This window comes from Streptomyces sp. NPDC088810 (assembly GCF_044750305.1).
GTDB lineage: Bacteria > Actinomycetota > Actinomycetes > Streptomycetales > Streptomycetaceae > Streptomyces.
On the sequence record NZ_JBIVJQ010000003.1, the window covers coordinates 314,583 to 339,863 of the forward strand.

A 25,281-nucleotide genomic window follows, 5' to 3' on the forward strand; every position below is an offset into this window, starting at 1 on the left:
AAAGGCAGCCCGGTCGACCTCCGCCGTGGGCGTCCGAGCGGCCTGCGGCTCACATCGTCAGCAGCATCGCCACCATGCCGATCCCCATCGACAGGCGGCACGCCCGGGCCAGTTCCGGGCGGTCGCCCCAGCGGGCCGGGCCGGTTCCGGCCGCGGGAGCGGCGGCGGGTACCAGACGGGTGGCGGAGAGCAGCACGTACCCCGTGAAGTACAGCAGGAGCGCGCCGGTCAGCAGCGGCACGCCGGTGCCGCCGTGCGCGTGGTGGGCGGCGGGCGGGGACGCGGCCATCGCCACCGCCATGTAGACCATCGCGGCGCTGCCCACCAGGTGGTGCAGGTGGTGCGGGGCGCCGCGCGCATCCCACAGCGCCCGCAGGGCCGCCGCGCCGAACACGGCCGCGTACACCGGCCACGCCCACCTCGGCGGCGTGAACACGGCTGCCGGTACGGCCATCGCGGCCATGCCGAACCCCATCAGCGCCTCGCCGCCGGCGGCCCGGCGCTGCTCCTCGACGGCGCTGCGCATCCGGAGCAAGCAGTAGGCCCCGGTCACCGCGCACAGCGCGACCAGCGGCCAGGCGGTCGTCACCGGTCCGTGCACGCGCACCTCCACGCTCGACGGTCGGTCGAGGGATGCGATGCCCGCGGCCGGCGGAGCGCACGCGAGCGCAAGGGGGTACACGGGGAGCATGCGGGGGAGCGCGGCAAGGCACCACCCTTGTGGCATCTCTTTTACAAGTAAAACACATGCTAAATTGATGGTATGAGCAGTGCGATCCACCACCGTCTTCCCCTCGCCGGAGTGCTCCGCCTGGGACGCCCCTCCGACATCTGGTTCAAGCCCGCGCTGAGCGTGGTCGCCGCGGTCGCCCCGCCCAACCTCGCCCTCCTCGCGCTCGGCCGCCTCGACCTCGCGATGTACACGATGGCCGGCTCGCTCTGCGCGCTGTACGGCCACAACCGGCCCTACGCCGCCCGGGCCCGCGCCCTGGCCTGGGTGGTGCTCGGCATGGTCGGCGGCCTCGCCGTCGCCCTGCTCGCCGCGGCGCTCACCGCGAACGCCGTCGTCCTCGTCACCGTCGGCGCCGTCCTCGCGGCGGTCCAGAAGACCGTGTGCGACGCCACCCGGATCGGACCGCCCGGCAACGTGGTCCTCACCTTCATCAGTTCCGCCTCGCTGTTCGTCCCGCAGACACCCGGCCGGATCCCCGGGCACCTCGGCCTGGCCCTGGCCGCCGGCGCCTGGGCCTGGCTCGTCGGCATGGCACCCGGGCTGCTCCGCCCGCACGGCCCCGAGCGCCGCGCCACCGCCCAGGCCCTGAACGCCGCCGCCGTATACGCAGGCACGCGCGGCACCGCCGACGGCCACTCCCGGGCCCGCGCCGCGTGCGCCGCCGCGATCCACGCCGCCTGGCAGTCGCTGCTCGCCGCCGGCACCCGCCCCGACCGCACTCGGCGCGCCCTCGAACAGCTCCTCGTCCGCGCCGAGGTCGCCCTGGCCGCACCCGCCGACACCGACCCCGCACGGCTGCGCGCCTGGGCCGGCGACCTGCGCGGCACCGGCCGCATCCCGCGCGTGCAAGCGCCGCGCGAGGCCGCCGACGAACTCCTCGGCCTGGCCGCCGAACAGGCCCTGCCGCCCCGCTCCCCGTGGCACCGCCTCGCCCCGCTCGCCCCGCTCGCCGCACGCACCGCGCTCGGCTGCGCCCTCGCCGGATACGCCGCCCTCGCGCTCGGCGTCGGCCGCCCGTACTGGGCGCTGGTCACCGCGGCCTCCCTCTACCAGGCCAACGTCAGCCTCACCTGGAACCGGGGTGTCCAGCGGGTCGTCGGCAACCTCGTCGGCGTCCTCGTCTTCGCCGCCCTCGCCCCGCTCGCCCATCTCCACCCCGCCGCCCTGGTGCTGTGCTGCCTCGCCCTCAACTTCGGCGCCGAGGCGCTCATCGGCCGCAACTACTGGCTGGGCAGCGTCTGCGTCACCCCGATGGCGCTGCTCATCACCGAGTTCGCTCGCGCCCAGAACCCCGCCGAGCTGATCACCGACCGGATCGCGGACACCCTCGTGGGCGTCCTGGTCGGCTTCGTCGCCGCCGTCGCCGTCACCAACCGGCGCGCCGGCGATCGCCTGCAGCAGGCGCTGACCGCGGCCGAGCGCGCCCGTGAGAACGCCGCCCGCCTGCTCGCCGAGCCGCACCCGGCCCCGCACGCCCTGGAGTCCGCCCGCCGCAGCCTCGCCGCCGCCCTCGTCGACCTGCGCGCCACCGCCGACGCCGCCGCCGGCGAATGGTGGCAGCGCGCCCTGCCCGAGGAGCGGGTCGTGCTCACCGAACAGTCCGGACACCGTACGCTCGCGGCGACGGTACGGCGTCAGGGGCTCGTACCGCAGGACCGGGACGAGGACCCGGGCCGGGAGCGCGACCGTGACCAGGGCCCGGGCAGGACGACGGAGGACATACGGCCATGACGGCGACGAACGGCGGACCGACGCCCGGCAGCGACACGGCCGGTGCCCGGCCGGGGGCCGGTACCGACCCCGCGCGCGGCGACACCGTCTCCGCCGTCGTCCGCCAGTGGCGGGCCGTCCACCCGCACCTGGACACCGGGCCGATGGAGATCATCGGCCGGATCAACCGCTGCGCCGCGCTGCTCCAGCAGGCCGAGGACGCCCCGCTGCGCCGGGCCGGTCTGAGCCGCCCCGAGTTCGACCTGCTCGGCGCGCTGCGCCGCACCGGGCACGAGCTGACCCCGGGAGAGCTGGCCCGGGAGACCTTCTCCTCCGGGGCCGCCGTCACCAAGCGGGTCAAGCAGCTGACCGAGCGCGGGCTGGTCGAGCGGCGCGGCGACACCCGAGACCGCCGCGTCGCCCACCTCCGCCTCACCGACGCCGGCCGCGACCTGGTCGACGGCATCCTCCCCGAGCAACTCGCCTACGAGGCCGCCGTCCTGTCCGTCCTGGCTCCCGAGGGACAGGAGGAACTGGCCGGCCTGCTGGCCGAGTTGCTCAGCCGACTGGAAGGCCGCATCGAGGCACTGCGTGCGTGACCGGCACCGGCCGGTGCTCACGGCCACCAGGTGAGGACGTCGTCCACCGCCGACCGGGACAGCAGGCGGCGCAGCAGCGCCAGGAACCGTCAGGTCGAACGTCCATTCGCCTTGTCGAATCCACCCCCGCATACAGCAGCACTTCCGGAGCCGAGAGGTCCCACCGTCACAATCCGACGGCTGCCGCCGACAGCGCCGGCCGGTCCACGGATCGGCGGGCCGACGCCAAAGGCTGGAGCGCCCTCCGCGGGCAGGCCGGCGCTCAGCCCTCCTCGCCCGCCCGGTGCACTCCGAACGCGGCCCCCTGCGGATCCCGCAGCACCGCGATGCGCGGGCCGGCCGGGACCGTTGTCGGGGGCATGAGGACGGCGCCGCCCGCCTGTTCGGCGGCCTCCGCCGTCGCGTCGACGTCGGCCACCGCGAAGTACGGCATCCAGTGCGGCGGCACCTCGGGCGGGAACCGGTCGCCCATGTCGGCCATGCCGCCGAAGTCCTCCCCGCCGATGCCCCACTGCGTGTACCACTGCGAGGCGTTGACGCTCCAGCCGAACACCGTGGTGTAGAAGTCCTGGGCCCGGTCGGTGTCCCGGGTCGCCAGCTCCACCCAGCCGAGCGTGCCGGGCGCGTTGAACAGCCCGGCGCCCGGGAAGGACCGTGCCTGCCACAGCTGGAACACCGCGCCCGCCGGATCGGCGGCCACCGCGAAGCGGCCCACGTCGAACACGTCCATCGGGCCGAGGAGCACCGTGCCACCCGCCTCCGCCACGCGCCGTGCCATGGCGTCCGCGTCCGTCACCGCGAAGGAGACGTTCCACGCCACCGGCTGGCTCTCCTGGTAGAGCGGGCTGAGCGCGGCGACCGGGGCGTCCCCCAGGTGCGCCACCGTGTAGCCGCCCGCCTCCTGGCGCGGGTCGGTCTCCGGCCGCCAGCCGAACAACTCGGCGTAGAACCGCTTCGCCCCCTCCAGGTCGTTCGTCCCCAGCTCGGTCCAGCAGGGCCCGCCGGTGACCGGCTTGTCGAATTTCATGGCGGTTCCTTCCCGGCGATCCCCTCTCGCACGCTAACCCGAGCGTTCGACCGGGGCCATCCGGCTAGGCCGGGTGCGGGGCCGTGGCCTGGTGGGGGGCAGCCGTCCGGCCGGCCGGTGTCGCACATGCGGCGCTGACGGGTGTCTCGGCGGGGTTTCCGGCTGTCGGCCGCAACGGCCGGTGCCGGCTAAGGCGCCCTGGCGGGGTTTGCGGCTGTCGGTGGGTTGGCAGGCTGTGCGGCTGGTGTTGCGCGGGGTGCTGTGGCGGGGTTGCCGGCTGTCGGCCGGTAGGTGTGCGGCTGGGCTGGTGCGGCGGAAGGCCTCGGGCGGGGTTTCCGGCTGTCGGTGGGTTGTCGTGCTGTGCGGCCGGCGTGGAGCGGGGTGCTGTGGCGCGGTTTCCGGCTCTCGGCCGGTCGGTGTGAAGCACGGCCGGCGCGGCAGAAGACCCGTGGCGGGGTTTCCGGCGGGTCGTACCACCGGAGCCGAGCAAGGTCCTGGCGGGGACCGCGGCCGGTGCCGTGCAGCCGGTGTCGGCCGGTCCCGGCCGCGGCTTTCGGTCGGTGCGCACCGGCCGGTCGGTGACCGGGGTTCCCGAGGCGAGGTGTTCGGACTTCGGCCGGCTGGCGACCGGGGTTCCCGAGCCGAGGTGTTCGGACACCGGCTGGCCGGCGATCAAGGTTCCCGAGGCGAGGTGCTCGGACACTGGCCGGTCGGTGACCTGGGTTCCCGAGGCGGGGTGTTCGGACTTCGGCCGGCTGGCGACCGGGGTTCCCGAGCCGAGGTCCTCGGGCACCGGCTGGCCGGCGATCAAGGTTCCCGAGGCGAGGTGTTCGGACTTCGGCTGGCCGGCGACCGGGGTTGCCGAGGCGAGGCGTTCGGACACCGGCTGGCCGGCGATCGGGGTTGCCGAGGCGAGGCGTTCGGACTTCGGCCGGCTGGCGATCGGGGTTGCCGAGGCGAGGTGCTCGGACACCGGCCGGCCGGCGATCGGGGTTGCCGAGGCGAGGCGTTCGGACTTCGGCTGGCTGGCGATCGGGGTTGCCGAGGCGAGGCGTTCGGACACCGGCCGGCCGGCGACGTTGGCCCCCACTCGAGGCCCCCGGTCAGACTCCCGGCCGATGACCCGGGCCCACCCGAGGCCCCGGTCAGACCCCGGGCCGGTACCGCAGGGGATGGTCCCCCGGGGTCTCCACCAGGACGATCCGCGTGCCGTCCGGGTCGGTGATCCACATCTCGATCAGGCCCCAGGGTTCCTGCTGCGGAGGCCGGAGGATCTCGACTCCCTTGGCCCGCAGCTCCTCGTGCGCGGCCGCCACGTCCTCGACCTGGAGCCACAGGCGCACAGCGGGCGACGGAGGGGTGTCGGACCGGCCGGAGACCTCCAGGAACCCGCCGCCGAGGAAGTACACCGTCCCGCGCTCGGGGCCCGTACCGAACTCCCGGTACACCGCCAGGCCCAGCTGCTCGCCGTAGAAGGCGCGGGACCTCTCGGGATCGGTCGGCTGGAGAAGCGTGCGGCTGCTGAGTACATGCACCATGCACCGGAGGCTAGCGGCAGCGTTACCCTCGTCCCTGGCTCAGCCACGCCCGAGATCGGAGACCGCCGCCATGGACACACCCGCCACCGGACTCACCTTCCGCGACGCCACCGACGGTGACGTCGACGCCCTGGTCGCCCTGATCGAGTCGGCGTACCGGGGGGACAGCAGCCGGGCCGGGTGGACCACCGAGGCGGACATCCTGGAGGGCCAGCGGACCGACCCGGAGGGCGTGCTGAAGGTCATCAAGTCGCCCGACAGCCGGCTGCTGACCGTGGAACAGGACGGCCGTGTCGTCGCCTGCTGCCAGCTGGAGCACCGCGGCGACCACGCCTACTTCGGCTTGTTCGCCGTCAGCCCGTCCCTCCAGGGCGCGGGCCTCGGGAAGACCGTGATCGCGGAGGCGGAGCGGCAGGCCCGGCAGACCTGGGGAGCCACCGAGATGCACATGACGGTGATCTCGGTCCGCGACGACCTGATCGCCTGGTACGAGCGCCGCGGTTACCGCCGTACGGGACGGATGACCCCGTTCCCGTACGGCGACGAGCGCTTCGGCATCCCGCAGCGCGACGACCTGCAGTTCGAGCTGCTGGTCAAGAAGCTCGCCTGAGCAACCCGGTCGGTCCGGTGCACGCTAGGCCGTGAACCGCCCCGTGCGCTTGATCTCCGGATAGTCCGTCGTCGCCCCGTCCAGCTCCAGCGCGCGGACCAGCCGCAGGTGGTCCTGCGTGTTGACCACCCAGCCGATGATCCGCAGCCCGGACGCGCGCGCGTGCTCGACGACCTCCAGGGTGAGCCGGCGGATGTTGAGGCACACGGTCGCGGCACCCACGGCGACGGCGCGGTCCACCACGTCGGTGCCGTACCGGCTTGCGACCAGCGCCGTGCGCACGCCCGGCACCAGCCGCGCGATCTCGGCGACCGCCTCGTCGTGGAACGAGGACACCTCCACCCGAGCGGTCAGGTCGCGGGCGCGCATCACCTCGGCCAGCGCGCGCGCCGCCGCCACGTCCTTGATCTCGGCCTGCAACGGCGCGTGCACCGCGTCCAGGACCTCCTCGAACACCGGCACCCGCTCCCCGCGGCCCGCGTCCAGGGCGCGCAGCTCGGCGAGGGTCTTCTCGGCGATCGGTCCGGACCCGTCGGTCGTACGGTCCACCTCGGCGTCGTGCATGACGACCAGGGCGCCGTCCTTGCTCAGGTGCAGATCGAGTTCGATCAGGTCGAGGCCGGCCCGCTGCGCGGCGACGAAGGAACGGAGGGTGTTCTCGGGCTCGACGCCCATGACACCGCGGTGACCGATGGTAAGGAAGTTCAAGGTTCAACTCGCTTCCGTCGACGGCGGCTCGGCGGCGCGCGGACCGACGGACCCGTCCGGACGTCGTCGTCCACGCGGCAGGCTCGCAGCCTAACGGCCGGGCCGCGCGTTGGACCCGCAGCTGCGCCGGGCATTCGGGAGCACGGCCAGGCGCCGGCTGGCCGGTATCCGCCCCGGCTGTCACCCTCCCGTGGGCGCGTCCCCGCTTGCCTTGACCGACCGGATCACGGCCTCGTCGGCGCCGCACGCCGTCGACGGAAGTGAGCGTCGTCACGGTTTACGACAGGAAAAACATCCGTGACCAAGGGGAGTGACAGAAAAATTTCCCGACTCCGCTCTTGCTGAGAGGATCCGGGTATGCATACGGTGTCCATGACGCGAGGTTCTCCTGTGGAGGATGGGACATGACGGAAATTCTTGTGCAGTCGGGTGCGGAGGATCGGGTTTCTCCGCTGACCAGGGTGGTGGAGCACCCGGCCTGGCCCGTGCTCAAGGATGCCGTGGAGCAGATCCGGCCATGGCAGTCGAAGGACGGATCGATCGACTTCGACGCCGAGGGCGCCCCGCAGCGGGCCGACGTCGTGGCGGCCGTCGAGCGTGTCGCGGACGCGGTCGAGCAGCTCTCCCCGCTCCTCCCGCACGATGCCGCCTACCACCAGGCGCTGGTGAAGGACCTCCGCCGCTGGGCCGAGGGCGGCTTCCAGGTGCCGGACTTCCTGGACTCCCTGCTGGCCTTCCAGCCCGCCGCCAACCGCAAGGACGGCCTGCAGCACCTGGTCGTCTTCCCGATGTACACGCAGAACGGCAACCCGGACCGCAACCTCGAGGCGGTCGTGCTGCGCATGGTCTGGCCGGACTGGCTGGCCGAGCTGGAGCGCACCCGCTACGACAACCCGCTCTTCTGCGGCATCACCTTCGAGGACTTCACCTCGGGCTACGACACCAACTCCGCGGTGCTCTTCCCGGAGACCATCGCCGTCCGCGAAGCGCCGGAACGTTTCTCCTGGGGTGGCATCTTCTGTGACCGCGAGGCCGCCCGCTTCCGCCGCGTGACCGAGGCCGCCGTCGACATCCTGGGCCTGGAACTGCCCGAGGACATCGCCGCGATGGTCCACGACCAGAAGCGCTGCGAGGAGGCCTTCGTACTGTGGGACATGGTCCACGACCGCACCCACAGCCACGGCGACCTGCCGTTCGACCCGTTCATGATCAAGCAGCGCCAGCCGTTCTGGATGTACGGCCTGGAGGAGCTGCGCTGTGACCTCACCGCCTTCAAGGAGGCCGTGAAGCTCCAGACGGACGGCGTCCCGCAGGCCCGTGACGTGCAGTACGCGGTGCTCTTCGACCGGATGTTCCGCTTCCCCGTCACCGGTGACCGCAACCGCAACTACGACGGCCTCGGCGGCCAGCTGCTCTTCGCCTACCTGCACAAGCACGACGTCGTCCGCTGGACCGACAACAAGCTCTCCATCGACTGGGAGCGCGCCCCGCAGGTCACCAACCAGCTGTGCGCCGAGATCGAGAAGCTCTACAAGGACGGCATCGACCGCCCGAAGCTGGTGCACTGGTTCGCCGGCTACGAGCTGGTCGCCACCTACCTCGCCCCGCACCCCGGCTCCAAGTGGGCCAAGGGCCCGGACGCCCTGGACCTGACCCAGCCCCCGCGCAAGCTCGTGGACGACGTGCTTCCCGACGAGTTTCCGCTGAGCATGTTCTATGAGGCCCTGTCCAAGAAGCTGAAGAATGTGATCGCCTCCACCAAGGGCATCACGGCGGACAGCGCCGAGCGGGTCGCCGCGTGAGCGACCGCGTCCAGGACACTGCTTCAGAGGGGAAGAACATGAGGAACGGCGCGAACGGGCCTCTCAGCGGTGCGGTGATCGCGGTGGCCGGCGCGGGCGGACCCGCCGGCCGCGCGACCCTGCTGCGCCTGGCCGAGGCCGGGGCGACCGTCGTCGGCGCGGACAACGACCCGCAGCGGCTGTCGGAGGCCGTGGACGCGGCCCGCTACGCCTCGGGTGGCGCCTCCGTCACCGGCGACACGGTGGACCTGCTGAACCTGCAGTCCACCCGGGACTGGGCCGCGCACATCGAGAAGGACTTCGGGCGGGTCGACGGCCTGGTGCACCTGGTCGGCGGCTGGCGCGGCAGCGAGACCTTCACCAAGACCAGCCTCGACGACTGGGACTTCCTGGAGCTGCTGCTCGTCAAGACCGTGCAGCACACCTCCCTGGCGTTCCACGAGGCGTTGCAGCGCAGTGAGCGCGGCCGGTACGTCCTGATCAGCGCGGCCGGCGCCTCGAAGCCGACCGCCGGTAACGCGGCCTACTCCGCGGCCAAGGCCGCCGCCGAGGCGTGGACGCTCGCCATGGCCGACTTCTTCCGCAAGGCGGGAGGCGCCGAGGGGCCGACGTCCGCGGCTACGATCCTGGTGGTGAAGGCGCTGGTGCACGAGGCGATGCGCGCCGAACGCCCCAACGCGAAGTTCGCGGGCTTCACGGACGTCAAGGACCTGGCCGAGGCCATCGAGGGCGTCTGGAGCAAGTCCGCCGCCGAAGTGAACGGAAACCGTCTGTGGCTGACCGAGAAGCCGTGAACCCTCCCAAGACCGACGCGCGTCGCCATCACGACCCGCAGGTCCGCGGTTTCGCCAGTGACAACTACGCCGGAGCCCACCCCGAGGTGCTGGCCGCCCTGGCCCTGGCCAACGGCGGCCACCAGGTGGCCTACGGCGAGGACGACTACACCGAGAACCTCCAGGGGATCATCCGCAGGCACTTCGGTGCCACCGCGGAGGCCTTCCCGGTCTTCAACGGCACCGGCGCGAACGTCGTCGCGCTCCAGGCGGTCACCGACCGCTGGGGCGCGGTGATCTGCGCCGAGAGCGCGCACATCAACGTGGACGAGGGCGGCGCTCCCGAGCGCATGGGCGGGCTGAAGCTGCTCACCGTGCCCACGCCCGACGGCAAGCTCACGCCGGAGCTGATCGACCGGCAGGCCTGGGGCTGGGAGGACGAGCACCGCGCCATGCCGCAGGTCGTGTCGCTCACCCAGAGCACCGAGCTGGGCACCCTCTACACGCCCGAGGAGATCCGCGCGATCTGCGAGCACGCCCACGCGCACGGCATGCGGGTGCACCTGGACGGCTCCCGGATAGCCAACGCCGCCGCCTCCCTGGACGTGCCCATGCGGACGTTCACCAATGCGGTCGGCGTCGACATCCTCTCCCTGGGCGGGACGAAGAACGGCGCGCTGTTCGGCGAGGCGGTCGTCGTCATCAACCAGGACGCGGTGCGGCAGATGAAGCACCTGCGGAAGATGTCGATGCAGCTGGCCTCGAAGATGCGCTTCGTCTCCGTGCAGCTGGAGGCCCTGCTCGCCAAGGACCTGTGGCTGCGCAACGCCCGTCATGCCAACGAGATGGCCCAGCGGCTCGCCGAGGGCGTCCGCGCGGTGCACGGCGTGGAGATCCTCTACCCCGTGCAGGCGAACGGCGTCTTCGCCAAGCTCCCGCACGACGTGAGCGAGCGGCTGCAGAAGCGGTTCCGGTTCTACTTCTGGGACGAGGCCGCCGGAGTGGTGCGCTGGATGTGCTCCTTCGACACCACCGAGGACGACGTCGACACCTTTGTCGCGGCGCTCAAGGAGGAGATGGCCCGCTAGTCCCAAGCTATGCATAGATATGCGGTCACCCGAAAAGTCATTGACGCTCGGGTGATCGCATTCCTATGCTCTGCGGGCATGGAGCTGATCCAGAACACCGCCGACCTCTCTGCCTACCTGGCCGCCTACGAGGCCATCGACCACCATCATCCGGTGGTGCGGGAGACGGCCGCCCGCCTGGCTGCCGAGGCCACGGACTCGTATGATTATGCACGGGCCGCCTATGAATTCGTCCGGGACGCCATCCCGCACTCCCAGGACTCCGGCGACCTCCGCGTCACCTGGCGCGCCTCCGACGTGCTGACCCTGGGCACCGGCATCTGCTACGCCAAGTCCCACGCCCTCGCCGCGCTGTTGCGGGCCGAGGACATCCCGACCGCCCTGTGCTACCAGCGCCTGGCCCACGACGAGGGCGGCCATGCCCTCCACGGCCTGGTCGCCGTCCGCTTCAACGGGGCCTGGCACCGGCAGGACCCGCGCGGCAACAAACCGGGCGTCGACGCCCGGTTCTCCCTGACCGGCGAGCGGCTGGCCTGGATCCCCGACCCCGCCGCCGGCGAGCTGGACCACCCCGTCCTGTACGCCGAACCGCACCCGCTCGTCATCGCCGCCCTGCGAGCCGCCCCCGACCGGCGGTACCTCTGGAAGACGCTCCCCGACTCGCTCTGAATCCACGGCACTTGCAAAACATCCGCCTCAAGTAGGAGAAATCTTTTCCTACTTGAGACCGATGCCGAGACCTGCACCGCCTGTGAGGCTAGATCTCGATCACAGGCGGCATCACGGTGCGGCCGGTCAACGGGGGATCCACAAGGGGGAAATCAGTCTTTTCCGGGGCGCGTCGACTATCCGCGTCCCCGTTCCTTTCGCGTTCTTTCCTGCGACCTGACATCCAGGACGTGGATGTATCACGCTGCGCCGACCGTGGAGCGATGCCAGTTCGTACTCGGCCCTGCCGCCTGCTCAATTCACGGGGAGAACAGTTGAATCGAAGAATCGCACGAGTGTCACTCGGCCTGACGTCGAGTGCCGCGCTGGCCGTCGCCGGCACCCTGGCCGTCACGGCCCCCGCCCACGCGACGTACTACAGCGGGGGCATGCCCAAGCGGTCGTTCAGCGTCAAGACCGTCGGCATCAACGGCGAGTGGGTCAAGTACTTCGACACCGCCCGCGGCAACTGGAACCGCGCCGGTGTCGGGGCGAACATCAAGCGCAGCTCCAGCGCCAAGCCCAGCTTCACGGCCGGCAACTACAGCCAGAGCTGGTACGGCCTGTACGCGCCGTCCGGAACGCGGGCGCACCGCTCCTTCCAGATCAAGGTCAACGCCACGACCCTCTGGCGGGACACGAAGAGCATCCCCAAGTACGACAAGTGGGTGCGCAGCACCAGCACCCACGAACTGGGGCACGGGCTCAGCCTCGCCGACAACCCGAACACGAGCAAGGTCTCGCTGATGAAGCACAGCCGCGACCGCTCGAGGGTGCAGACGCCGCAGCCCTATGACAAGTCCGAGGTGAAGAGGATCTACCGATGAACGCCAGACGGAACATTCTCGTCGCCGGGACCGCGGTGCTCGCCGCGTTCGCCGCTGTCGGCTGCTCCGCGGACGGCTCCTCCGACGGGGCCAAGTCCGCAGCGGCTCCGGACACCGTGACCTACCACGCGGACTACCCCGCGTACTCCTCGCTCGACGACGTCATCAAGAAGTCCGACGCCGTCGTCGAGGGCACCGTCGTAGGCAGCCGGGTGCAGAAGGTGCTGCCCGACGCGCCCGCCGGTGACAACCCCGCCACCAACCCGCAGGCCGGCCTGTCGCCCGCCGAGGCCAAGGCGGCCAAGAAGGCGGCCGAGGAGAACCCGGTCATCGTCACCGTCTCCAAGGTGAAGGTCACCCGGGCCCTCGCCGGCAAGGTGGCCGTCGGCGACACCATCGAGGTCAGCCAGCTCGGCGGCACCTACAACGGTGTGGCGTACCAGGAGAAGGACACCACCATGCTCGCCAAGGGCGGTCAGCGGTACGTGCTGATGCTCGCCGCCCACGGCAAGAGCCCGTACGACCTGCTCAACCCCGAGCAGGCGCTCTACTCCGTCAAGGCGGACGGCACGGTCAAGGCCGTGTCCGTCGGCGGCTTCGCCAACGCGGGCAAGGTCGACCAGCTGGCCGTCAAGGCCGACCGGATCGCCGAGAACCGCACCCGGTAAGCACATCGCCGCCCCACCCCGCCGGTGCGCCACGGATCGTCCGTGGCGCACCGGCGTCGTGTCACCGGCCCTGAGGTGCCAGCCGGAGCGCCTTGCGCACCCCCGGGCTCAGGGCCACACCGTTGTCCTTCGCGGCCACCGCGGCGCCGCCCTCGACCTCGTACCAGCCCTGCGTGGTGTTCACCAGGACGTAGTCGCCGCCCTCGGCCTTGTCGAGCAGCAGGACGTACTCCTTGCCGGCGGTGAGGCCGGCGGTCTCGGGCCCGGAACCCGGGGTCGTGTAGGAGACCTGGATCGCGTCGCCCGGTGTCTCGCCCTTGGCGGTGGCGACCACCTTCGCCGTGGCCACCGTCGTGCGGACACCGTCGCCGGTCGTCTCGTGCCCGGAGCCGAGCCGCGCCCGTACGATCACGTTCGCCGCTCCTTCCAGCTCGGCCGTGCTGTCGAAGTACGGCTCGTCGGCGCTGATGCCGCCGTCCGTGCCCTCGCCCGCTCCGGCCGACTCGCTGCTCCGCCCGGCCTGGTGGCCGCTCGGCCCGGCCGGGTCGCCCTGCAGGCTGAACAGGGTGACGGCGCCGATGGCGACGGCGGCGCCGCACGCCACGGCGGCCATCAGGTATCCCCGCCGGGGCGCCCGGCGCGGGGCCGCGGGAGGCGGGGTGCCGTCGGGCCCGACCAGCGTGGCGAGTTCGTCGGCGGCGCGCGCCGACAGGGTCTCGTGCGCGGTGTCCGGGACCGGGTTGGCGTCCGTGATCAGAGGCTTCACACGCATCAGACTGGCTCCTGGGGCAGATCGTAAACGGCACGGAACGCTTTGCGTGCTCGGTGCAGCCGGACCCAGACCGCGGATGTGCTGCATCCGAGGACTTCACCGACCTCCGCCGCGCTCAGCCCGTCCCAGTAACTCAGCAGGAGGACCTCGCGGTGCGCGGGCGGAAGCCGGTCCAGGGCGTCGAGTACGGCGTTGTCCTGACTCGACGCCGGAGCGCTGCCCATCGTGTCGGCGATGGTGCGGTGTATCTCCGTCAGGCGTGCCATCGAGCGGTAGTGGTTGCTCAGCAGGTTGCGCGCGGTGACGAACAGCCAGCCGATGCCCACGTCCTGACCGGCCGTCATGCGCTCCCACGCGGTGCGGAAGACCTCCGCGGTGAGTTCCTCCGCCGCTCCCCGGTCGCCGGCACGCCGGTGCACGTACGCGCACACCCGCGCATGCTCACGGACGTACAAGGCCGTGAACCGCGCGGCGCGGTCACGGTCGGTGCGGGTCTTCAGGGTCTCCACACCTCTTATATGTCGGAGACCCGGTGCATCCTTACCGATCGGTGCGAAGAGTTCCGGCGGACGCCGTCGCGACGGGTCAGAGGGCTTCCGCCGTGCGCAGTGCCTCCGCCGTAGGAGCCGTGCCGCCCAGGTGCGCGGGCAGCCACCAGGTGTCCTCGGGGCCCTTGGGGCGGCCCGGGTAGGCGCGCTGGGCGGCCTCCAGGAGTTCCTGGACGCGCTCGCGCAGCCGGCGGGTGATGGCGCCGGCGTACTGGTCGCGGGGCGCCTCCACGGCCTCGCCGACGCGGATGGTGACGGGCAGGTGGCTGCGCTTGAAGTTGCGCGGGTGGCCCTTCGTCCACAGCCGCTGCGTGCCCCACACCGCCATCGGGATCAGCGGGACCCCCGCCTCCTGGGCCAGGCGGGCCGCGCCCGACTTGAAGCTCTTCAGCGTGAAGGACTGCGAGATCGTCGCCTCCGGGAACACCCCGATGATCTCGCCGGAGCGCAGCGAGTCCAGTGCGTGCGCGTATGCCGCCTCGCCCTGCCCTCGGTCCACCGGGATGTGCTTCATCCCGCGCATCAGCGGCCCGGAGACCTTGTGCCGGAAGACCGACTCCTTCGCCATGAACCGCACCAGGCGCTTCTGCGGCAGGGCGGCCAGGCCGTTGAAGATGAAGTCCAGGTAGCTGATGTGGTTGCTCACCAGCACCGCGCCGCCCGAGCGCGGGATGTTCTCCGACCCCTGGCAGTCGATGTTCAGATCCCAGACCTTGAACAGCGTCTTGGCGAAACCGATGACGGGACGGTAGACCAGCTCTGCCATGGGCGGGGTGGGCCCTTTCTGCTCTGCTCGGGAAAGGGGGCTCCCGGCGGGAAAGTTACGCAGCCGTAGGTTTACGACGTATCGCAGATCGTGCCCGAAGAACGGACGGGGAGCCAGTCCTGGTGCCCCGCGGCGGCGAGATCCTCGTCACGTCGGCCTACATCCCGCATTGCCCGCTCAGGGCCCCTTTACTCCACCCGTGTCGCCGCCGCCCGCTTCAGCAGCAGGAACATCTCGCAGCCGAGGCAGTACCCGAACACGGCGTTCAGGAACGCGGCGGCGAGCGCCGCCCCGGTCGCCGCGAACCCCAGCCACTGCGGCCCCACGGTGAACCCGGTCAGGCCGAGGCCCGCGAACAGCAGCCCGACCGCCTTCGCGAACCGCGGCGGCTCCGGCGGCTCGAACTCCTTCGGCGGCCCGAGCCGCGGCCGCACCGCCGTGCGGAACGCCCAGCCGTACGGCGAGCGGCTCACGCCCCCGGCCGCGCCGAGCGCGAAGGCCAGCGTCTGCCAGCCCAGCACCCAGGCGTTCTCCGTGCCGAGCGCCACCACCAGTACCACCGTGGTCACGGCCGCTGCATACCGCGGCCCCCGTGCGTCGATGTCCATGCAGCAAGCATTCCGCAGGGACGGCTCTCCGCGGGAGGCGGGAATCTTTGCAGTCCCGTGAATGCTTGTGCTGAGGATGACCGGACTGGTGGTGTGCCTGGCGGTGCTCGCTGCGGCGAGCGCCTGCGGAGTGCTGCACAAGCGGCGGAACGGGAGGGTACGGGTGCGCGGGCGCGACGACGGCAAGCGGCTCGGGGTGGCCGAACTCGGCGGTGAACTGGGGGAGCGGGCCACGCTCGTGCAGTTCTCCAGCGCCTTCTGCGCGCCCTGCCGGGCGACCCGGCGCATCCTCGGCGAGGTCGCCGGGATGGTCCCGGGCGTGACCCACGTGGAGATCGACGCCGAGGCCCGCCTGGACCTCGTACGCGAACTGGAGATCCTCAAGACCCCCACCGTCCTGGTTCTGGACGCCGACGGCCGCGTGGTGCGGCGCGCCACCGGACAGCCGCGGAAGGCCGACGTCATCGCCGCCCTGGGAGAGGCCGTGTGAGCGGGTTTCAGGCAACGGTGGGACATCTTCCGGATTCCGGAAGCGGCTTGACTGTGCGCACCACCTATCGTCAGTCTGACCGTATGCCGATCGAACTCCTTCTCTACGGGCGGGTCCACGTCGACCTCGCCCGCACCGCGAGCGCGCGCTGTCCGGGTTGCTGAGCAGCCACGGACCCGTTCTCCCTCCTCGCAGAAGGACACCCGCATGACGGCCACGCCCGACCTCGGCACGCCCCAGCTCGCCTCCCCCGATCTCCTGCGCTCCACCTTCCGCCGGCACGCCGCCGGTGTGGCGGTGATCACCGCGCGTGGCGCCTCCGGCCCGGTCGGCTTCACCGCCACCTCCCTGACCTCCGTCTCCGCCGAGCCGCCGCTGGTCTCCTTCGGCATCGGCACGGGCGCCTCCAGCTGGCCCGCGATAGCCGAGGCCGACCACGTGGGCGTGCACATACTCGGCGAGCACCAGAGCGACCTGGCCGCCACCTTCGCCCGCAGCGGCGCCGACCGCTTCGGCGCGCCCACCGCCTGGCGGGAGGGCCCGGAAGGCGTACCGGTGCTGGACGACGTGCTCGCCTGGCTGGTCTGCCGGATCGTCGGACGGGTGCCTGCCGGTGATCACCGGATCGTGCTCGCCGAGGTGGTCCTCGGCGACCCCTCGGGCGCCGGCCGCCCGCTCCTCTACCACCAGGGCCGCTTCAACGGCCTGCGGGATTGATCACGTCCCGGATCGCGCCACCCCCTCCTGCGGAGCCGTCGAGTTCCGGTTACGCTGCGTTGCGAAGGTCACAGTTCAAAGCGCTTGCTTAGCGGGCAGGAACTGGGTGTACTGACGAGTAATATTTCGGTCGGAGCGCGCGGACGCCCCGACCGGGATCGGCCGCTTGAGGCGCCTATGCTGCCTGCAAGAGGCAGCCCGAAATGACGATGCAGTAGGAGAGCCGGCGTGAGCTTGAGGATCGTTGTCACTGTGAAGTACGTGCCCGACGCCACTGGCGACCGGCACTTCGCCGATGACCTGACCGTCGACCGCGACGACGTCGACGGCCTGCTCTCCGAGCTGGACGAGTACGCGGTCGAGCAGGCCCTCCAGATCGCGGAGAACGCGGACGACGCCGAGGTCACCGTCCTGACGGTCGGCCCCGAGGACGCCAAGGACGCGCTCCGCAAGGCCCTCTCCATGGGTGCCGACAAGGCCATCCACGTCGAGGACGACGACCTGCACGGCACCGACGCCATCGGCACCTCCCTGGTGCTGGCCAAGGCCGTCGAGAAGGCCGGTTACGACCTGGTGATCTCCGGCATGGCCTCCACCGACGGCACCATGGGCGTCGTCCCCGCGCTGGTCGCCGAGCGCCTGGGCGTCCCGCAGGTCACCCTGCTGTCCCAGGTCTCCGTCGAGGACGGCACGGTGAAGGGCCGCCGCGACGGCGACGCCGCCTCCGAGCAGCTCGAGGCCCAGCTCCCGGCGGTCGTCTCCGTGACCGACCAGTCCGGCGAGGCCCGCTACCCGTCCTTCAAGGGCATCATGGCGGCCAAGAAGAAGCCGGTGGAGTCCTGGGACCTGTCCGACCTGGACATCGAGGCCGAGGAGGTCGGCCTGGACGGCGCCTTCACCAAGGTCGAGACCGCGACCGAGCGTCCGGCGCGCACGGCCGGCACCATCGTCAAGGACGAGGGCGAGGGCGGCAAGCAGCTCGCTGAGTTCCTCGCGAGCCAGAAGTTCATCTAAGGGCTCGCCCCCGCTGACCGCCCCTCAACTTCGTTACGCAGGAGAGCAATCCCATGGCTGAAGTCCTCGTCTACGTCGACCACGTGGACGGTGCCGTCCGCAAGCCGACCCTCGAGCTGCTGACCCTGGCCCGCCGCATCGGCGAGCCCGTCGCCGTCGCGCTCGGCAACGGCGCCGCCGACACCGCCGCCACGCTCGCCGAGCACGGCGCGGTGAAGGTCCTCACCCACGACGCGGCCGAGTACGCCGAGTACCTGGTCGTGCCGAAGGTGGACGCCCTGCAGGCCGCCTACGAGGCCGTGTCCCCGGCCGCCGTGCTGGTCCCGTCCTCCGCCGAGGGCAAGGAGATCGCCGCCCGCCTGGCGCTGCGCATCGGCTCCGGCATCATCACCGACGCCGTCGACCTGGAGGCCGGCGACGAGGGCCCGGTGGCCACCCAGTCGGTGTTCGCCGCGTCCTTCACCACCAAGTCCCGCGTCGTCAAGGGCACCCCGGTCATCACGGTCAAGCCGAACTCGGCCGCCGTCGAGGCCGCCCCGGCCGCCGGCGCCGTCGAGGCCCTGTCCGTGACCTTCTCCGACAAGGCCACCGGCACCAAGATCACCGGCCGCACCCCGCGTGAGTCGACGGGCCGCCCGGAGCTGACCGAGGCCGCGATCGTGGTCTCCGGTGGCCGCGGTGTGAACGGCGCCGAGAACTTCTCGATCATCGAGGCGCTCGCCGACCAGCTCGGCGCGGCCGTCGGTGCCTCGCGTGCCGCCGTCGACGCCGGCTGGTACCCGCACACCAACCAGGTCGGCCAGACCGGTAAGTCGGTCTCGCCGCAGCTGTACATCGCCAACGGCATCTCGGGTGCGATCCAGCACCGCGCCGGTATGCAGACCTCGAAGACCATCGTGGCCGTCAACAAGGACGCCGAGGCCCCGATCTTCGAGCTGGTCGACTTCGGTGTGGTCGGCGACCTGTTCGACGTCGTGCCCCAGCTGACCGAGGAGATCAAGACCCGCAAGGGCTGATCCTCCCGAGGCGCAGCACGAGGCCCCTGTGACCGGCGCGGTCACGGGGGCCTCGGTGCATCCTGAAGACGGTACCGACCACCGTGCGAGAGGGTGTTGACCAGCGGGAACCACCCCGGATAACTTCATTCTACGGATTGTTGATTCCGCACAGCGGAAAATTGGAGGGTGTGGGATGGGTCAGCAGGAGCAGGTGGCGACAAGCCTCGCGGGCGCCGTCAGCGAGGAGATCAGCGCCTCCCTCGCACCGGTCGACGCGGAGCTGGAGCGCCGCTACCCCGGGGACCCCGGCACCCGGCAGCCCGTCCACACCGTGTACGTCCCCGGCGACGCCTTCGCCGCCGACACCCTCCGCTCCTGGGGCGACCAGGCTCTCGCGGCCCTCGACGAACACGCCCCCGACGCCGCCTCCTTCGCGGCCGTCCTCGGGCTGTCGGACGAACTGGCCGAGCCGGTCTACTCCCGCGTCCGCGCCAAGCTGGAGCGCGAGCCCATCGAGGACCTGCGCGTCGACTTCGAGGACGGCTACGGCCCTCGGCCCGACGCCGAGGAGGACGCGACGGCCGCCCGCGCCGCCCGCCTGATCGCCGAGGCGTACCGCACCGGCACGGCCGCGCCGTACATGGGCATCCGCATGAAGTGCATGGAGGCCGCCGTACGCGACCGGGGCATCCGCACCCTCGACGTCTTCCTCACCGGCCTGATGCAGGCCGGCGGCCTGCCCGAGGGCCTGGTCCTCACCCTGCCCAAGGTGACGTACCCCGAGCAGGTCGGCGCCTTCGTCCGGCTCCTGGAGGCCTTCGAGAAGGCGCACGGCCTGGACGCCGGCCGCCTCGGCTTCGAGATCCAGATCGAGACCAGCCAGGCGATCCTCGCCACCGACGGCACCGCCACCGTCGCCCGCATGATCCAGGCCGCCGAGGGCCGCGCCACCGGACTGCACTACGGCACCTTCGACTACAGCGCCTGCCTCGGTGTCTCCGCCGCCTGCCAGGCCAGCGACCACCCGGCCGCCGACCACGCCAAGGCGGTCATGCAGGTCGCGGCGGCCGGCACCGGCGTCCGCGTCTCGGACGGCTCCACCAACGTCCTCCCGGTCGGCCCGACCGCCAAGGTGCACGACGCCTGGCGCCTCCACTACGGCCTCACCCGCCGCGCCCTCGCCCGCGCCTACTACCAGGGCTGGGACATGCATCCCGGCCACATCCCGACCCGCTACGCGGCCGTCTTCGCCTTCTACCGCGAGGGCTTCGAGCAGGCGGCGGCCCGCCTCACCCGGTACGCCAACCGGGCCGGCGGCGACGTCATGGACGAGCCCGCCACCGCCAAGGCCCTGAGCGGCTACCTGCTGCGCGGCCTGGACTGCGGCGCCCTGGACATCGCCGAGGTCGCCCGCCTCACCGGCCTGACCCGCGCCGACCTGGAGAGCTTTGCGGCACCCCGCCGCGGCGATCTGACGGCCTCCGGGCAGTAGGCGTGAGGGCCGGGGGAGCGGGTGCGACCGACGGCGGGGACGCTGACCGCAGCAGCCGCCACCGCGCGGGCCCGCTCAGTCCGCCGGCGGCAGTTCGCCCGAGCCGCGCGTGATCAGGCGGGTCGGCAGCTCGATCCGCTCGGGGACGATGAGGGTGCCGTCCAGCTGGCGGAAGAGGCGCTCGGCGGCGGTACGGCCGAGGGCCGCGGCGTCCTGGGCGACGACCGTGACGCCCGGCTGGAGCAGGTCGGCCAGCTCGATGTCGTCGAAGCCGACGAGCGCGACCCGGCGCGCCTGCTCGGCCAGGACCCGGATCACGGTGACCGTCACCCGGTTGTTGCCGGCGAACACCGCGGTCACCGGGTCGGGTCCGGACAGCATCTCCTCCGCGGCCCGGCGCACCCGCTGCGGGTTCGTCGCCCCCAGGGACATCCAGCGGTCCTCGACGGTTATGCCCGCGTCCTCCATCGCCGCCCGGTAGCCGCGCAGCCGCTCGGCCGCGGTGTGGATGCGGGGCATGTCGCCGATGAACCCGATCCGGCGGTGGCCGTGCGCGATGAGGTGGGCCACGCCGTCGCGGGCGCCGCCGTAGTTGTCGGACAGCACCACGTCGGCGTCGATCCGGCCGGCCGGGCGGTCCACGAACACGGTCGCCACGCCGGCCCTGATCTCCGGCTCCAGATAGCGGTGGTCGTCCCCGGCCGGGATCACCACGAGCCCGTCCACCCGGCGCGCGCACAGGGCCAGCGCCAGCTCCTGCTCGCGCTCGGGGTCCTCGGCGCTGGAGCCGTTGATCAGCAGGGCGCCGTGGGCGCGGGCCACCTCCTCGACGGCTCGGCTGAGCGGGCCGTAGAACGGGTCCGCGAGATCCTCCAGGACCAGGCCGATGCTCGCCGTACGGCCCTTGCGCAGCACCCGCGCGCTGTCGTTGCGGCGGAAGCCGAGCGCCTCGATCGCCTCCTGCACCCGGCGCTCGGTGTCCGGGGTGACCCCGGGTTCGCCGTTGACCACGCGGGAGACCGTCTTGAGCCCGACCCCGGCGCGCGCCGCCACGTCCTTCATCGTCGGGCGGTTGCCGTACCGGTTCCCGGGAAGGCGGTCTGCGCGGCGGGTGGTCTCGGGCACGATGCGTCTGTCCTGTCTCGTACGGGGGAGGTGCGGGATGTGGTGGGCTTGTATGAGGATGTGGCGTCGAGCATAGAGCCTGGACAACGTTGTCAGATGCGAGAGAGACTGTCCACCGCTGTCTCCGGCCTGCGCCCCCACCGCTTGACCGGCCTGCCTTCTTTGGTTTTTCAAGCTTCAACGGGGAGATCTGACTCTGATGCACACCGACCTCGTGGCGGCCCTGGACATCGGCGGCACCAAGATCGCCGGCGCGCTGGTGGACGGCGACGGACGGATCCTGGTCCGGGCCCAGCGCGCCACGCCCGCCCAGCAGGATGGCGAAACGGTCATGCGGGCCGTGGCGGCGGTGCTCGGCGATCTCGCCGGGTCGCCCCTGTGGGGACGCGCGCGCTCGGTCGGTATCGGCAGCGCCGGTCCGGTGGACGCCTCGGCCGGCACCGTCAGCCCGGTCAACGTGCCGGGCTGGCGGGACTTCCCGCTGGTCGACCGGGTCCGTGCGGTCACCGGGGGCCTGCCGGTGGAGCTGATCGGCGACGGGGTCGCGATCACGGCGGCCGAGCACTGGCAGGGCGCGGCGCGCGGCCACGACAACGCGCTGTGCATGGTGGTCTCGACGGGTGTCGGCGGCGGCCTGGTGCTGGGCGGGCGGCTGCACCCCGGACCGACCGGCAACGCCGGGCACATCGGCCACATCAGCGTCGACCTCGACGGCGATCCCTGCCCCTGTGGCTCACGCGGCTGTGTGGAGCGCATCGCCAGCGGTCCCAACATCGCCCGCCGGGCCCTGGAGCAGGGCTGGCTTCCCGGCCCCGACGGTGACACCTCGGCCGCCGCGGTGGCCGCCGCCGCCCGCGCGGGCGACCCGGTCGCGGTGGCCTCCTTCGAGCGGGCCGCGCAGGCGCTGGCCGCCGGGATCGCGGCCACCGCGACCCTGGTCGAGATCGACATAGCGGTGATCGGCGGGGGCGTCGGCAACGCGGGCGACGTCCTGTTCACGCCGCTGCGCAAGGCCCTCACCGACTACGCGACCCTGTCCTTCGTGCAGCGGCTCACCGTCGTACCCGCGCAGACGGGCACCGACGCGGGACTGGTCGGCGCCGCGGCGGCAGCCCTGACCCGCACCCCGGACGTGCCGGCGGTGAGCCACTAGGGGGTGTCGTCCGGATCAGGTCGGCTGCCAGAAACACCCCCTGGGCGCCTCGGCGGCGGACGGCGGCCCGTCACCTGGCCGGCGGGGCGGACCAGCCGCCTCGTCGAGCGGTCGCGGGGCCGGGGTGTTCCCGGCCCCGCCGCGGGGGCGGTTCAGCAGCTGAGCCGTGCGTTCGCCCAGTCCGCGTGGTCCGAGTCGATGCCGTCGCCGCCGTCGGTGACGACGAGCCGGACCACCTCGGCGCCGGTGATGTCGGCGCTGAGCGACCGGGCGGGCATCGCGTTGGTCAGGACGCCGGTGGACGCGGCCTTCGTGCCGTCCGCCCAGATCTCGAAGGCGACGGTGCCCTTCGTGTCCTTCTCGTCGTCCACGCCGACGTCCGCGGTGACCTTCTCGCAGGCCTTGCCGGTGTAGAAGGAGATGTCGCTGAGCGCGTGGACGCCGAGCCCCTTGGCGTACACCGTGCCGCCGACGGTGAGCGGGTGGCCGTCGCCGGCGGCGCTCTCCCCGTTGCTGGTGTCGCGCTCCACCGGCCCCCAGCCGTTGGCCGCCGACAGCCGGGGCAGGTCGCCGAGGTACGACGTCCCGCCGGGCGGCGGCACGACGACGGACGCGGTCAGCGGGACCTCGTTGCTGACCGCCGTCCCGGACGGTGAGCGGTAACTGGTCCGCAGCGTGAGGCCGTAGGTGCCGGTCGGTGTGCCGGCCGGGGCGGTCACCCGCCAGTCGGTGCGCAGCGTGCCGCCGGTGGGGAGGGCGGCTGCCGTAGTCGCCGAGGCGGCCCGTACGGTCCAGCCGGCGGGGCCGGTCAGTGTCACGGACACCTGCTGCGCGGGTGTGCGGCCGAGGTCGGTGACGGTGCTGGTCAGCGTGGCCGGGGTGGCCGCCTCCAGCAACGGGCTGCCGTCCGCGCCGAGTTCGACGGCGGGCGGCTGGGCGGCCCAGCGCGGGTCGGCCTGGACGCGCAGCAGGACCGTGCCGTGGGCGGGGACGGTGGCGGCGATGGTGCCGGCGGTGTTGTACGTGCGGTGCTGCCACAGGTCGCGCAGGGTGTAGCCGTCGGCGGCGGGCAGGCCGACGGCGCCGGCGCCGGTGACGATCCGCTGGGCGGTGCCGGACTCGTTGAAGAGGGCCACCGCGCGGCTGCCGTCCTTCATCTCCTTGGCGACGACCCAGCGTCCGCCCGCGGAGGAGACGACCGTGCCCTGCTTGCCGAGCGGGTCCTGGTCGACGGCGACGACCTCCTTGTTGCCCAGGATGTCGTAGGTCGCCTGGGAGGCCTTGCGCAGGTCGGTGCCGATGAGCAGCGGTGCGGCCATGACCGACCAGAGCGAGAAGTGTGAGCGGTACTCGGTGTCCGTCATGCCGCCGTTGCCGACCTCCAGCATGTCGGGGTCGTTCCAGTGGCCGGGGCCGGCGTGCGGAGCGAGCGGCAGGTTCTGCTTGAGGATCGACAGCATCGAACTCCAGCTGTCGCTGATGTCACCGGTGGTCCGCCACAGGTGGCCGACGTCGGCGGCCCATTCCCAGGGCTTGTTCTCGCCCCATTCGCAGATGCTGTAGACGATGGGGCGGCCGGTCGCCTTCAGTGCGTCCCGCATGGTCCGGTAGCGCTGCTTGGCGTCCACGCCCTGGTTGTTGCAGTTGTCATACTTCAGGTAGTCCACGCCCCAGCCGGCGAACTGCCGTGCGTCGCTGTACTCGTGGCCCAGGGCGCCCGGGAAGCCCGCGCTGTTGCAGGTTTTGGTGCCGGCGCTGGTGTAGATGCCGAGCTTGAGCCCCTTGGCGTGGACGTAGTCGGCAACCGCCTTGATCCCGTTGGGGAACCGGACGGGGTCGGGCACCAGCTTGCCGTCGGCGTCGCGGTTCGGCAGGGCCCAGCAGTCGTCCAGGTTGACGTACTGGTAGCCCGCGTCCTTCAGGCCCTTCTGGACGAAGAGGTCCGCGATGCCCTTGACCATGGACTCGTTGAACTCGGCGCGGCAGTGTGTGGAGTTCCAGTTGTTGAAGCCCATCGGCGGGGAGAGGGCGAGCCCGTCGCCCAGGGCGGGGGCGGCCGGTGCCGCCGGGGTCTCGGCGGGGGCCGCCAGGGCGGGGGTGGCGAGGCCCGCCGCGCACAACAGCCCGGCGGTGAGCGCTGCGGCCAGTTTTCGGTGGGTGGTGCGGGTCGTGCGGGTGTGAGGGTGACGCATCGTTGACGTTCCTCCGACTCGCGAACCGGGATGACGGCATGTACGCGTCATCTGTGCGCGTTTACGGTAGGACGTGTCGGAGTGTGTTGGAAGGGGGCGGAGCCGATCCGGTTGGGCCGTGCGGAAATGTTCATTCGGCCCGCTACGGCACCTCGCCGACTCGCCCCCAGCCGGGCAGTGGCGGCTGCGGCCAGAGGGGCGGCCGGGACGGCGACCCCGCCGGGCCGGCCACGATCAGCGCCCGGCGGTCAGCCTGCCGGTGAGCCAGCCGAGCGGCCGGTGTCCGGCCCCGGCGACCGACGCGCCGTCCTCCGCCGGGGCCCAGCCCGTGCCGAGGTCGGTGGCCGCCGCGGAGGCGAGCGGGAAAGCCTGCTCCCGCAGCGTGCCCAGGGTGTCGTCCAGCGCCCACCGCACGTACCGCTCCGGCCAGTTCTCGCTGCCGTACCCGTCGCCGAGGTCCAGGTGGTGCGTCTCCAGCTCGCGCAGACAGCGCAGCAGCAGGTAACCGGTACGCCCGTAGCGGCCTGGGACCGGATCGTGCCGGCACTGGCCGGCTGGCGCCATCCGGCCTGGCACCGGCCGTGCGCCCGTGCGCGACGCCGTGCTGCCCGCCGG

26 protein-coding genes are annotated in these 25,281 nt (G+C 72.1%); 15 read left to right on the plus strand and 11 right to left on the minus strand.

Translation table 11 applies throughout. From position 1 onward, the window contains the following. Positions 1-49 precede the first annotated feature (49 nt). Entirely contained in the window at positions 50-601 is a 552-nt protein-coding gene (locus tag ACIP4Y_RS12245; RefSeq protein WP_401391362.1) for a DUF5134 domain-containing protein, read from the minus strand. Positions 602-763: 162 nt separating this feature from the next. Between ACIP4Y_RS12245 and ACIP4Y_RS12250 the strand changes: the two genes are divergently transcribed. Continuing rightward, the gene (locus tag ACIP4Y_RS12250; RefSeq protein ID WP_401391365.1) at positions 764-2,464 is read left to right on the plus strand and encodes an FUSC family protein; all 1,701 of its coding nucleotides are present in this window, start codon (positions 764-766) and stop codon (positions 2,462-2,464) included. Beyond that, positions 2,461-3,042, plus strand: coding sequence for a MarR family winged helix-turn-helix transcriptional regulator (locus ACIP4Y_RS12255; protein WP_401391368.1), 582 nt, complete (start codon positions 2,461-2,463; stop codon positions 3,040-3,042). The genes ACIP4Y_RS12250 and ACIP4Y_RS12255 overlap by 4 nt, the downstream gene beginning before the upstream one ends. A 262-nt stretch (positions 3,043-3,304) precedes the next feature. Here the strand turns inward: ACIP4Y_RS12255 and ACIP4Y_RS12260 are convergent, their stop codons facing one another. Continuing rightward, complete coding sequence (locus ACIP4Y_RS12260; RefSeq protein ID WP_401391371.1) at positions 3,305-4,069, minus strand: VOC family protein; 765 nt, start codon at positions 4,067-4,069, stop codon at positions 3,305-3,307. Positions 4,070-5,214: 1,145 nt separating this feature from the next. Next, positions 5,215-5,607: a VOC family protein gene (locus tag ACIP4Y_RS12265; protein WP_401391373.1), complete on the minus strand. Its 393-nt coding sequence runs from the start codon at positions 5,605-5,607 to the stop codon at positions 5,215-5,217. Between the two features lie 70 nt (positions 5,608-5,677). Here ACIP4Y_RS12265 and ACIP4Y_RS12270 point away from each other — a divergent pair, with 70 nt between their 5' ends. Continuing rightward, complete coding sequence (locus tag ACIP4Y_RS12270; protein ID WP_401391376.1) at positions 5,678-6,217, plus strand: GNAT family N-acetyltransferase; 540 nt, start codon at positions 5,678-5,680, stop codon at positions 6,215-6,217. Between the two features lie 24 nt (positions 6,218-6,241). On the opposite strand, the gene ACIP4Y_RS12275 is transcribed toward ACIP4Y_RS12270, so the two are convergent. Continuing rightward, the gene (locus tag ACIP4Y_RS12275; RefSeq protein WP_401391379.1) at positions 6,242-6,925 is read right to left on the minus strand and encodes a glycerophosphodiester phosphodiesterase; all 684 of its coding nucleotides are present in this window, start codon (positions 6,923-6,925) and stop codon (positions 6,242-6,244) included. Positions 6,926-7,329: 404 nt separating this feature from the next. On the opposite strand from ACIP4Y_RS12275, the gene ACIP4Y_RS12280 reads away from it, so the two are divergent. The 6 genes from ACIP4Y_RS12280 to ACIP4Y_RS12305 all read left to right on the plus strand — a co-directional run bounded on the left by ACIP4Y_RS12280 (position 7,330) and on the right by ACIP4Y_RS12305 (position 12,791). Next, on the plus strand, positions 7,330-8,727 hold the full coding sequence (locus ACIP4Y_RS12280; protein WP_401391382.1) for a DUF6421 family protein: 1,398 nt from the start codon (positions 7,330-7,332) through the stop codon (positions 8,725-8,727). Positions 8,728-8,765: 38 nt separating this feature from the next. Then, entirely contained in the window at positions 8,766-9,521 is a 756-nt protein-coding gene (locus tag ACIP4Y_RS12285; RefSeq protein ID WP_358643027.1) for an SDR family oxidoreductase, read from the plus strand. Beyond that, positions 9,518-10,588, plus strand: coding sequence for a threonine aldolase family protein (locus ACIP4Y_RS12290; RefSeq protein ID WP_401391385.1), 1,071 nt, complete (start codon positions 9,518-9,520; stop codon positions 10,586-10,588). The genes ACIP4Y_RS12285 and ACIP4Y_RS12290 overlap by 4 nt, the downstream gene beginning before the upstream one ends. 78 nt (positions 10,589-10,666) lie before the next feature. Beyond that, positions 10,667-11,257 (plus strand): transglutaminase family protein, encoded by a 591-nt coding sequence (locus ACIP4Y_RS12295; RefSeq protein ID WP_401391388.1) that lies wholly within the window; start codon positions 10,667-10,669, stop codon positions 11,255-11,257. Positions 11,258-11,592: 335 nt separating this feature from the next. After that, positions 11,593-12,123, plus strand: a complete 531-nt coding sequence (locus ACIP4Y_RS12300) for a hypothetical protein (RefSeq protein WP_358643033.1) — start codon at positions 11,593-11,595, stop codon at positions 12,121-12,123. Beyond that, positions 12,120-12,791 (plus strand): hypothetical protein, encoded by a 672-nt coding sequence (locus ACIP4Y_RS12305; protein ID WP_358643035.1) that lies wholly within the window; start codon positions 12,120-12,122, stop codon positions 12,789-12,791. The genes ACIP4Y_RS12300 and ACIP4Y_RS12305 overlap by 4 nt, the downstream gene beginning before the upstream one ends. 61 nt (positions 12,792-12,852) lie before the next feature. On the opposite strand, the gene ACIP4Y_RS12310 is transcribed toward ACIP4Y_RS12305, so the two are convergent. From ACIP4Y_RS12310 to ACIP4Y_RS12325, 4 genes are all read right to left on the minus strand, one after another. Next, the gene (locus tag ACIP4Y_RS12310; protein ID WP_401391392.1) at positions 12,853-13,563 is read right to left on the minus strand and encodes a hypothetical protein; all 711 of its coding nucleotides are present in this window, start codon (positions 13,561-13,563) and stop codon (positions 12,853-12,855) included. Beyond that, the gene (locus tag ACIP4Y_RS12315) at positions 13,563-14,072 is read right to left on the minus strand and encodes an RNA polymerase sigma factor (protein ID WP_401391395.1); all 510 of its coding nucleotides are present in this window, start codon (positions 14,070-14,072) and stop codon (positions 13,563-13,565) included. Before ACIP4Y_RS12315 ends, ACIP4Y_RS12310 begins: the two co-directional genes overlap by 1 nt. A 76-nt stretch (positions 14,073-14,148) precedes the next feature. Further along, positions 14,149-14,877 (minus strand): lysophospholipid acyltransferase family protein, encoded by a 729-nt coding sequence (locus tag ACIP4Y_RS12320; protein ID WP_401391397.1) that lies wholly within the window; start codon positions 14,875-14,877, stop codon positions 14,149-14,151. A 188-nt stretch (positions 14,878-15,065) separates the two neighbouring features. Further along, positions 15,066-15,485, minus strand: a complete 420-nt coding sequence (locus ACIP4Y_RS12325) for a DUF4395 domain-containing protein (protein WP_401391400.1) — start codon at positions 15,483-15,485, stop codon at positions 15,066-15,068. 76 nt (positions 15,486-15,561) lie between these two features. Between ACIP4Y_RS12325 and ACIP4Y_RS12330 the strand changes: the two genes are divergently transcribed. From ACIP4Y_RS12330 to ACIP4Y_RS12350, 5 genes are all read left to right on the plus strand, one after another. Next, positions 15,562-15,975, plus strand: coding sequence for a thioredoxin family protein (locus tag ACIP4Y_RS12330; protein ID WP_358643064.1), 414 nt, complete (start codon positions 15,562-15,564; stop codon positions 15,973-15,975). 207 nt (positions 15,976-16,182) lie between these two features. Then, complete coding sequence (locus ACIP4Y_RS12335; protein ID WP_401391402.1) at positions 16,183-16,692, plus strand: flavin reductase family protein; 510 nt, start codon at positions 16,183-16,185, stop codon at positions 16,690-16,692. Positions 16,693-16,920: 228 nt separating this feature from the next. After that, the gene (locus ACIP4Y_RS12340) at positions 16,921-17,706 is read left to right on the plus strand and encodes an electron transfer flavoprotein subunit beta/FixA family protein (RefSeq protein WP_401391405.1); all 786 of its coding nucleotides are present in this window, start codon (positions 16,921-16,923) and stop codon (positions 17,704-17,706) included. Positions 17,707-17,759: 53 nt separating this feature from the next. Further along, positions 17,760-18,722 (plus strand): electron transfer flavoprotein subunit alpha/FixB family protein, encoded by a 963-nt coding sequence (locus ACIP4Y_RS12345; protein ID WP_358643049.1) that lies wholly within the window; start codon positions 17,760-17,762, stop codon positions 18,720-18,722. A 175-nt stretch (positions 18,723-18,897) separates the two neighbouring features. Continuing rightward, a complete protein-coding gene (locus ACIP4Y_RS12350; RefSeq protein WP_401391408.1) occupies positions 18,898-20,196 on the plus strand; it encodes a DUF6986 family protein in 1,299 nt (432 codons plus the stop codon). A 75-nt stretch (positions 20,197-20,271) separates the two neighbouring features. On the opposite strand, the gene ACIP4Y_RS12355 is transcribed toward ACIP4Y_RS12350, so the two are convergent. Next, positions 20,272-21,321, minus strand: coding sequence for a LacI family DNA-binding transcriptional regulator (locus ACIP4Y_RS12355; protein ID WP_401391411.1), 1,050 nt, complete (start codon positions 21,319-21,321; stop codon positions 20,272-20,274). A gap of 199 nt (positions 21,322-21,520) precedes the next feature. Here ACIP4Y_RS12355 and ACIP4Y_RS12360 point away from each other — a divergent pair, with 199 nt between their 5' ends. Beyond that, positions 21,521-22,474, plus strand: a complete 954-nt coding sequence (locus tag ACIP4Y_RS12360; protein ID WP_401391414.1) for an ROK family protein — start codon at positions 21,521-21,523, stop codon at positions 22,472-22,474. Between the two features lie 152 nt (positions 22,475-22,626). On the opposite strand, the gene ACIP4Y_RS12365 is transcribed toward ACIP4Y_RS12360, so the two are convergent. Together ACIP4Y_RS12365 and ACIP4Y_RS12370 are read right to left on the minus strand one after the other, a co-directional pair. Further along, positions 22,627-24,666 carry an NPCBM/NEW2 domain-containing protein gene (locus ACIP4Y_RS12365; RefSeq protein WP_401391417.1) on the minus strand — a complete coding sequence of 680 codons (2,040 nt, stop codon included), beginning with the start codon at positions 24,664-24,666 and terminating at the stop codon, positions 22,627-22,629. Positions 24,667-24,900: 234 nt separating this feature from the next. Next, positions 24,901-25,230, minus strand: coding sequence for a hypothetical protein (locus ACIP4Y_RS12370; protein WP_401391420.1), 330 nt, complete (start codon positions 25,228-25,230; stop codon positions 24,901-24,903). Positions 25,231-25,281 lie beyond the last annotated feature (51 nt).

Coding starts and splice junctions, on each gene's coding strand:
- ACIP4Y_RS12265 (WP_401391373.1), bottom strand. CDS start 5,607: ATGGTGCATGTACTCAGCAGCCGCACGCTTCTCCAGCCGACCGATCCC.
- ACIP4Y_RS12310 (WP_401391392.1), bottom strand. CDS start 13,563: ATGCGTGTGAAGCCTCTGATCACGGACGCCAACCCGGTCCCGGACACC.
- ACIP4Y_RS12365 (WP_401391417.1), bottom strand. CDS start 24,666: ATGCGTCACCCTCACACCCGCACGACCCGCACCACCCACCGAAAACTG.
- ACIP4Y_RS12280 (WP_401391382.1), top strand. CDS start 7,330: ATGACGGAAATTCTTGTGCAGTCGGGTGCGGAGGATCGGGTTTCTCCG.
- ACIP4Y_RS12285 (WP_358643027.1), top strand. CDS start 8,766: ATGAGGAACGGCGCGAACGGGCCTCTCAGCGGTGCGGTGATCGCGGTG.
- ACIP4Y_RS12260 (WP_401391371.1), bottom strand. CDS start 4,069: ATGAAATTCGACAAGCCGGTCACCGGCGGGCCCTGCTGGACCGAGCTG.
- ACIP4Y_RS12335 (WP_401391402.1), top strand. CDS start 16,183: ATGACGGCCACGCCCGACCTCGGCACGCCCCAGCTCGCCTCCCCCGAT.
- ACIP4Y_RS12345 (WP_358643049.1), top strand. CDS start 17,760: ATGGCTGAAGTCCTCGTCTACGTCGACCACGTGGACGGTGCCGTCCGC.
- ACIP4Y_RS12305 (WP_358643035.1), top strand. CDS start 12,120: ATGAACGCCAGACGGAACATTCTCGTCGCCGGGACCGCGGTGCTCGCC.
- ACIP4Y_RS12320 (WP_401391397.1), bottom strand. CDS start 14,877: ATGGCAGAGCTGGTCTACCGTCCCGTCATCGGTTTCGCCAAGACGCTG.
- ACIP4Y_RS12330 (WP_358643064.1), top strand. CDS start 15,562: ATGACCGGACTGGTGGTGTGCCTGGCGGTGCTCGCTGCGGCGAGCGCC.
- ACIP4Y_RS12250 (WP_401391365.1), top strand. CDS start 764: ATGAGCAGTGCGATCCACCACCGTCTTCCCCTCGCCGGAGTGCTCCGC.
- ACIP4Y_RS12350 (WP_401391408.1), top strand. CDS start 18,898: ATGGGTCAGCAGGAGCAGGTGGCGACAAGCCTCGCGGGCGCCGTCAGC.
- ACIP4Y_RS12255 (WP_401391368.1), top strand. CDS start 2,461: ATGACGGCGACGAACGGCGGACCGACGCCCGGCAGCGACACGGCCGGT.
- ACIP4Y_RS12270 (WP_401391376.1), top strand. CDS start 5,678: ATGGACACACCCGCCACCGGACTCACCTTCCGCGACGCCACCGACGGT.
- ACIP4Y_RS12295 (WP_401391388.1), top strand. CDS start 10,667: ATGGAGCTGATCCAGAACACCGCCGACCTCTCTGCCTACCTGGCCGCC.
- ACIP4Y_RS12360 (WP_401391414.1), top strand. CDS start 21,521: ATGCACACCGACCTCGTGGCGGCCCTGGACATCGGCGGCACCAAGATC.
- ACIP4Y_RS12325 (WP_401391400.1), bottom strand. CDS start 15,485: ATGGACATCGACGCACGGGGGCCGCGGTATGCAGCGGCCGTGACCACG.
- ACIP4Y_RS12370 (WP_401391420.1), bottom strand. CDS start 25,230: ATGGCGCCAGCCGGCCAGTGCCGGCACGATCCGGTCCCAGGCCGCTAC.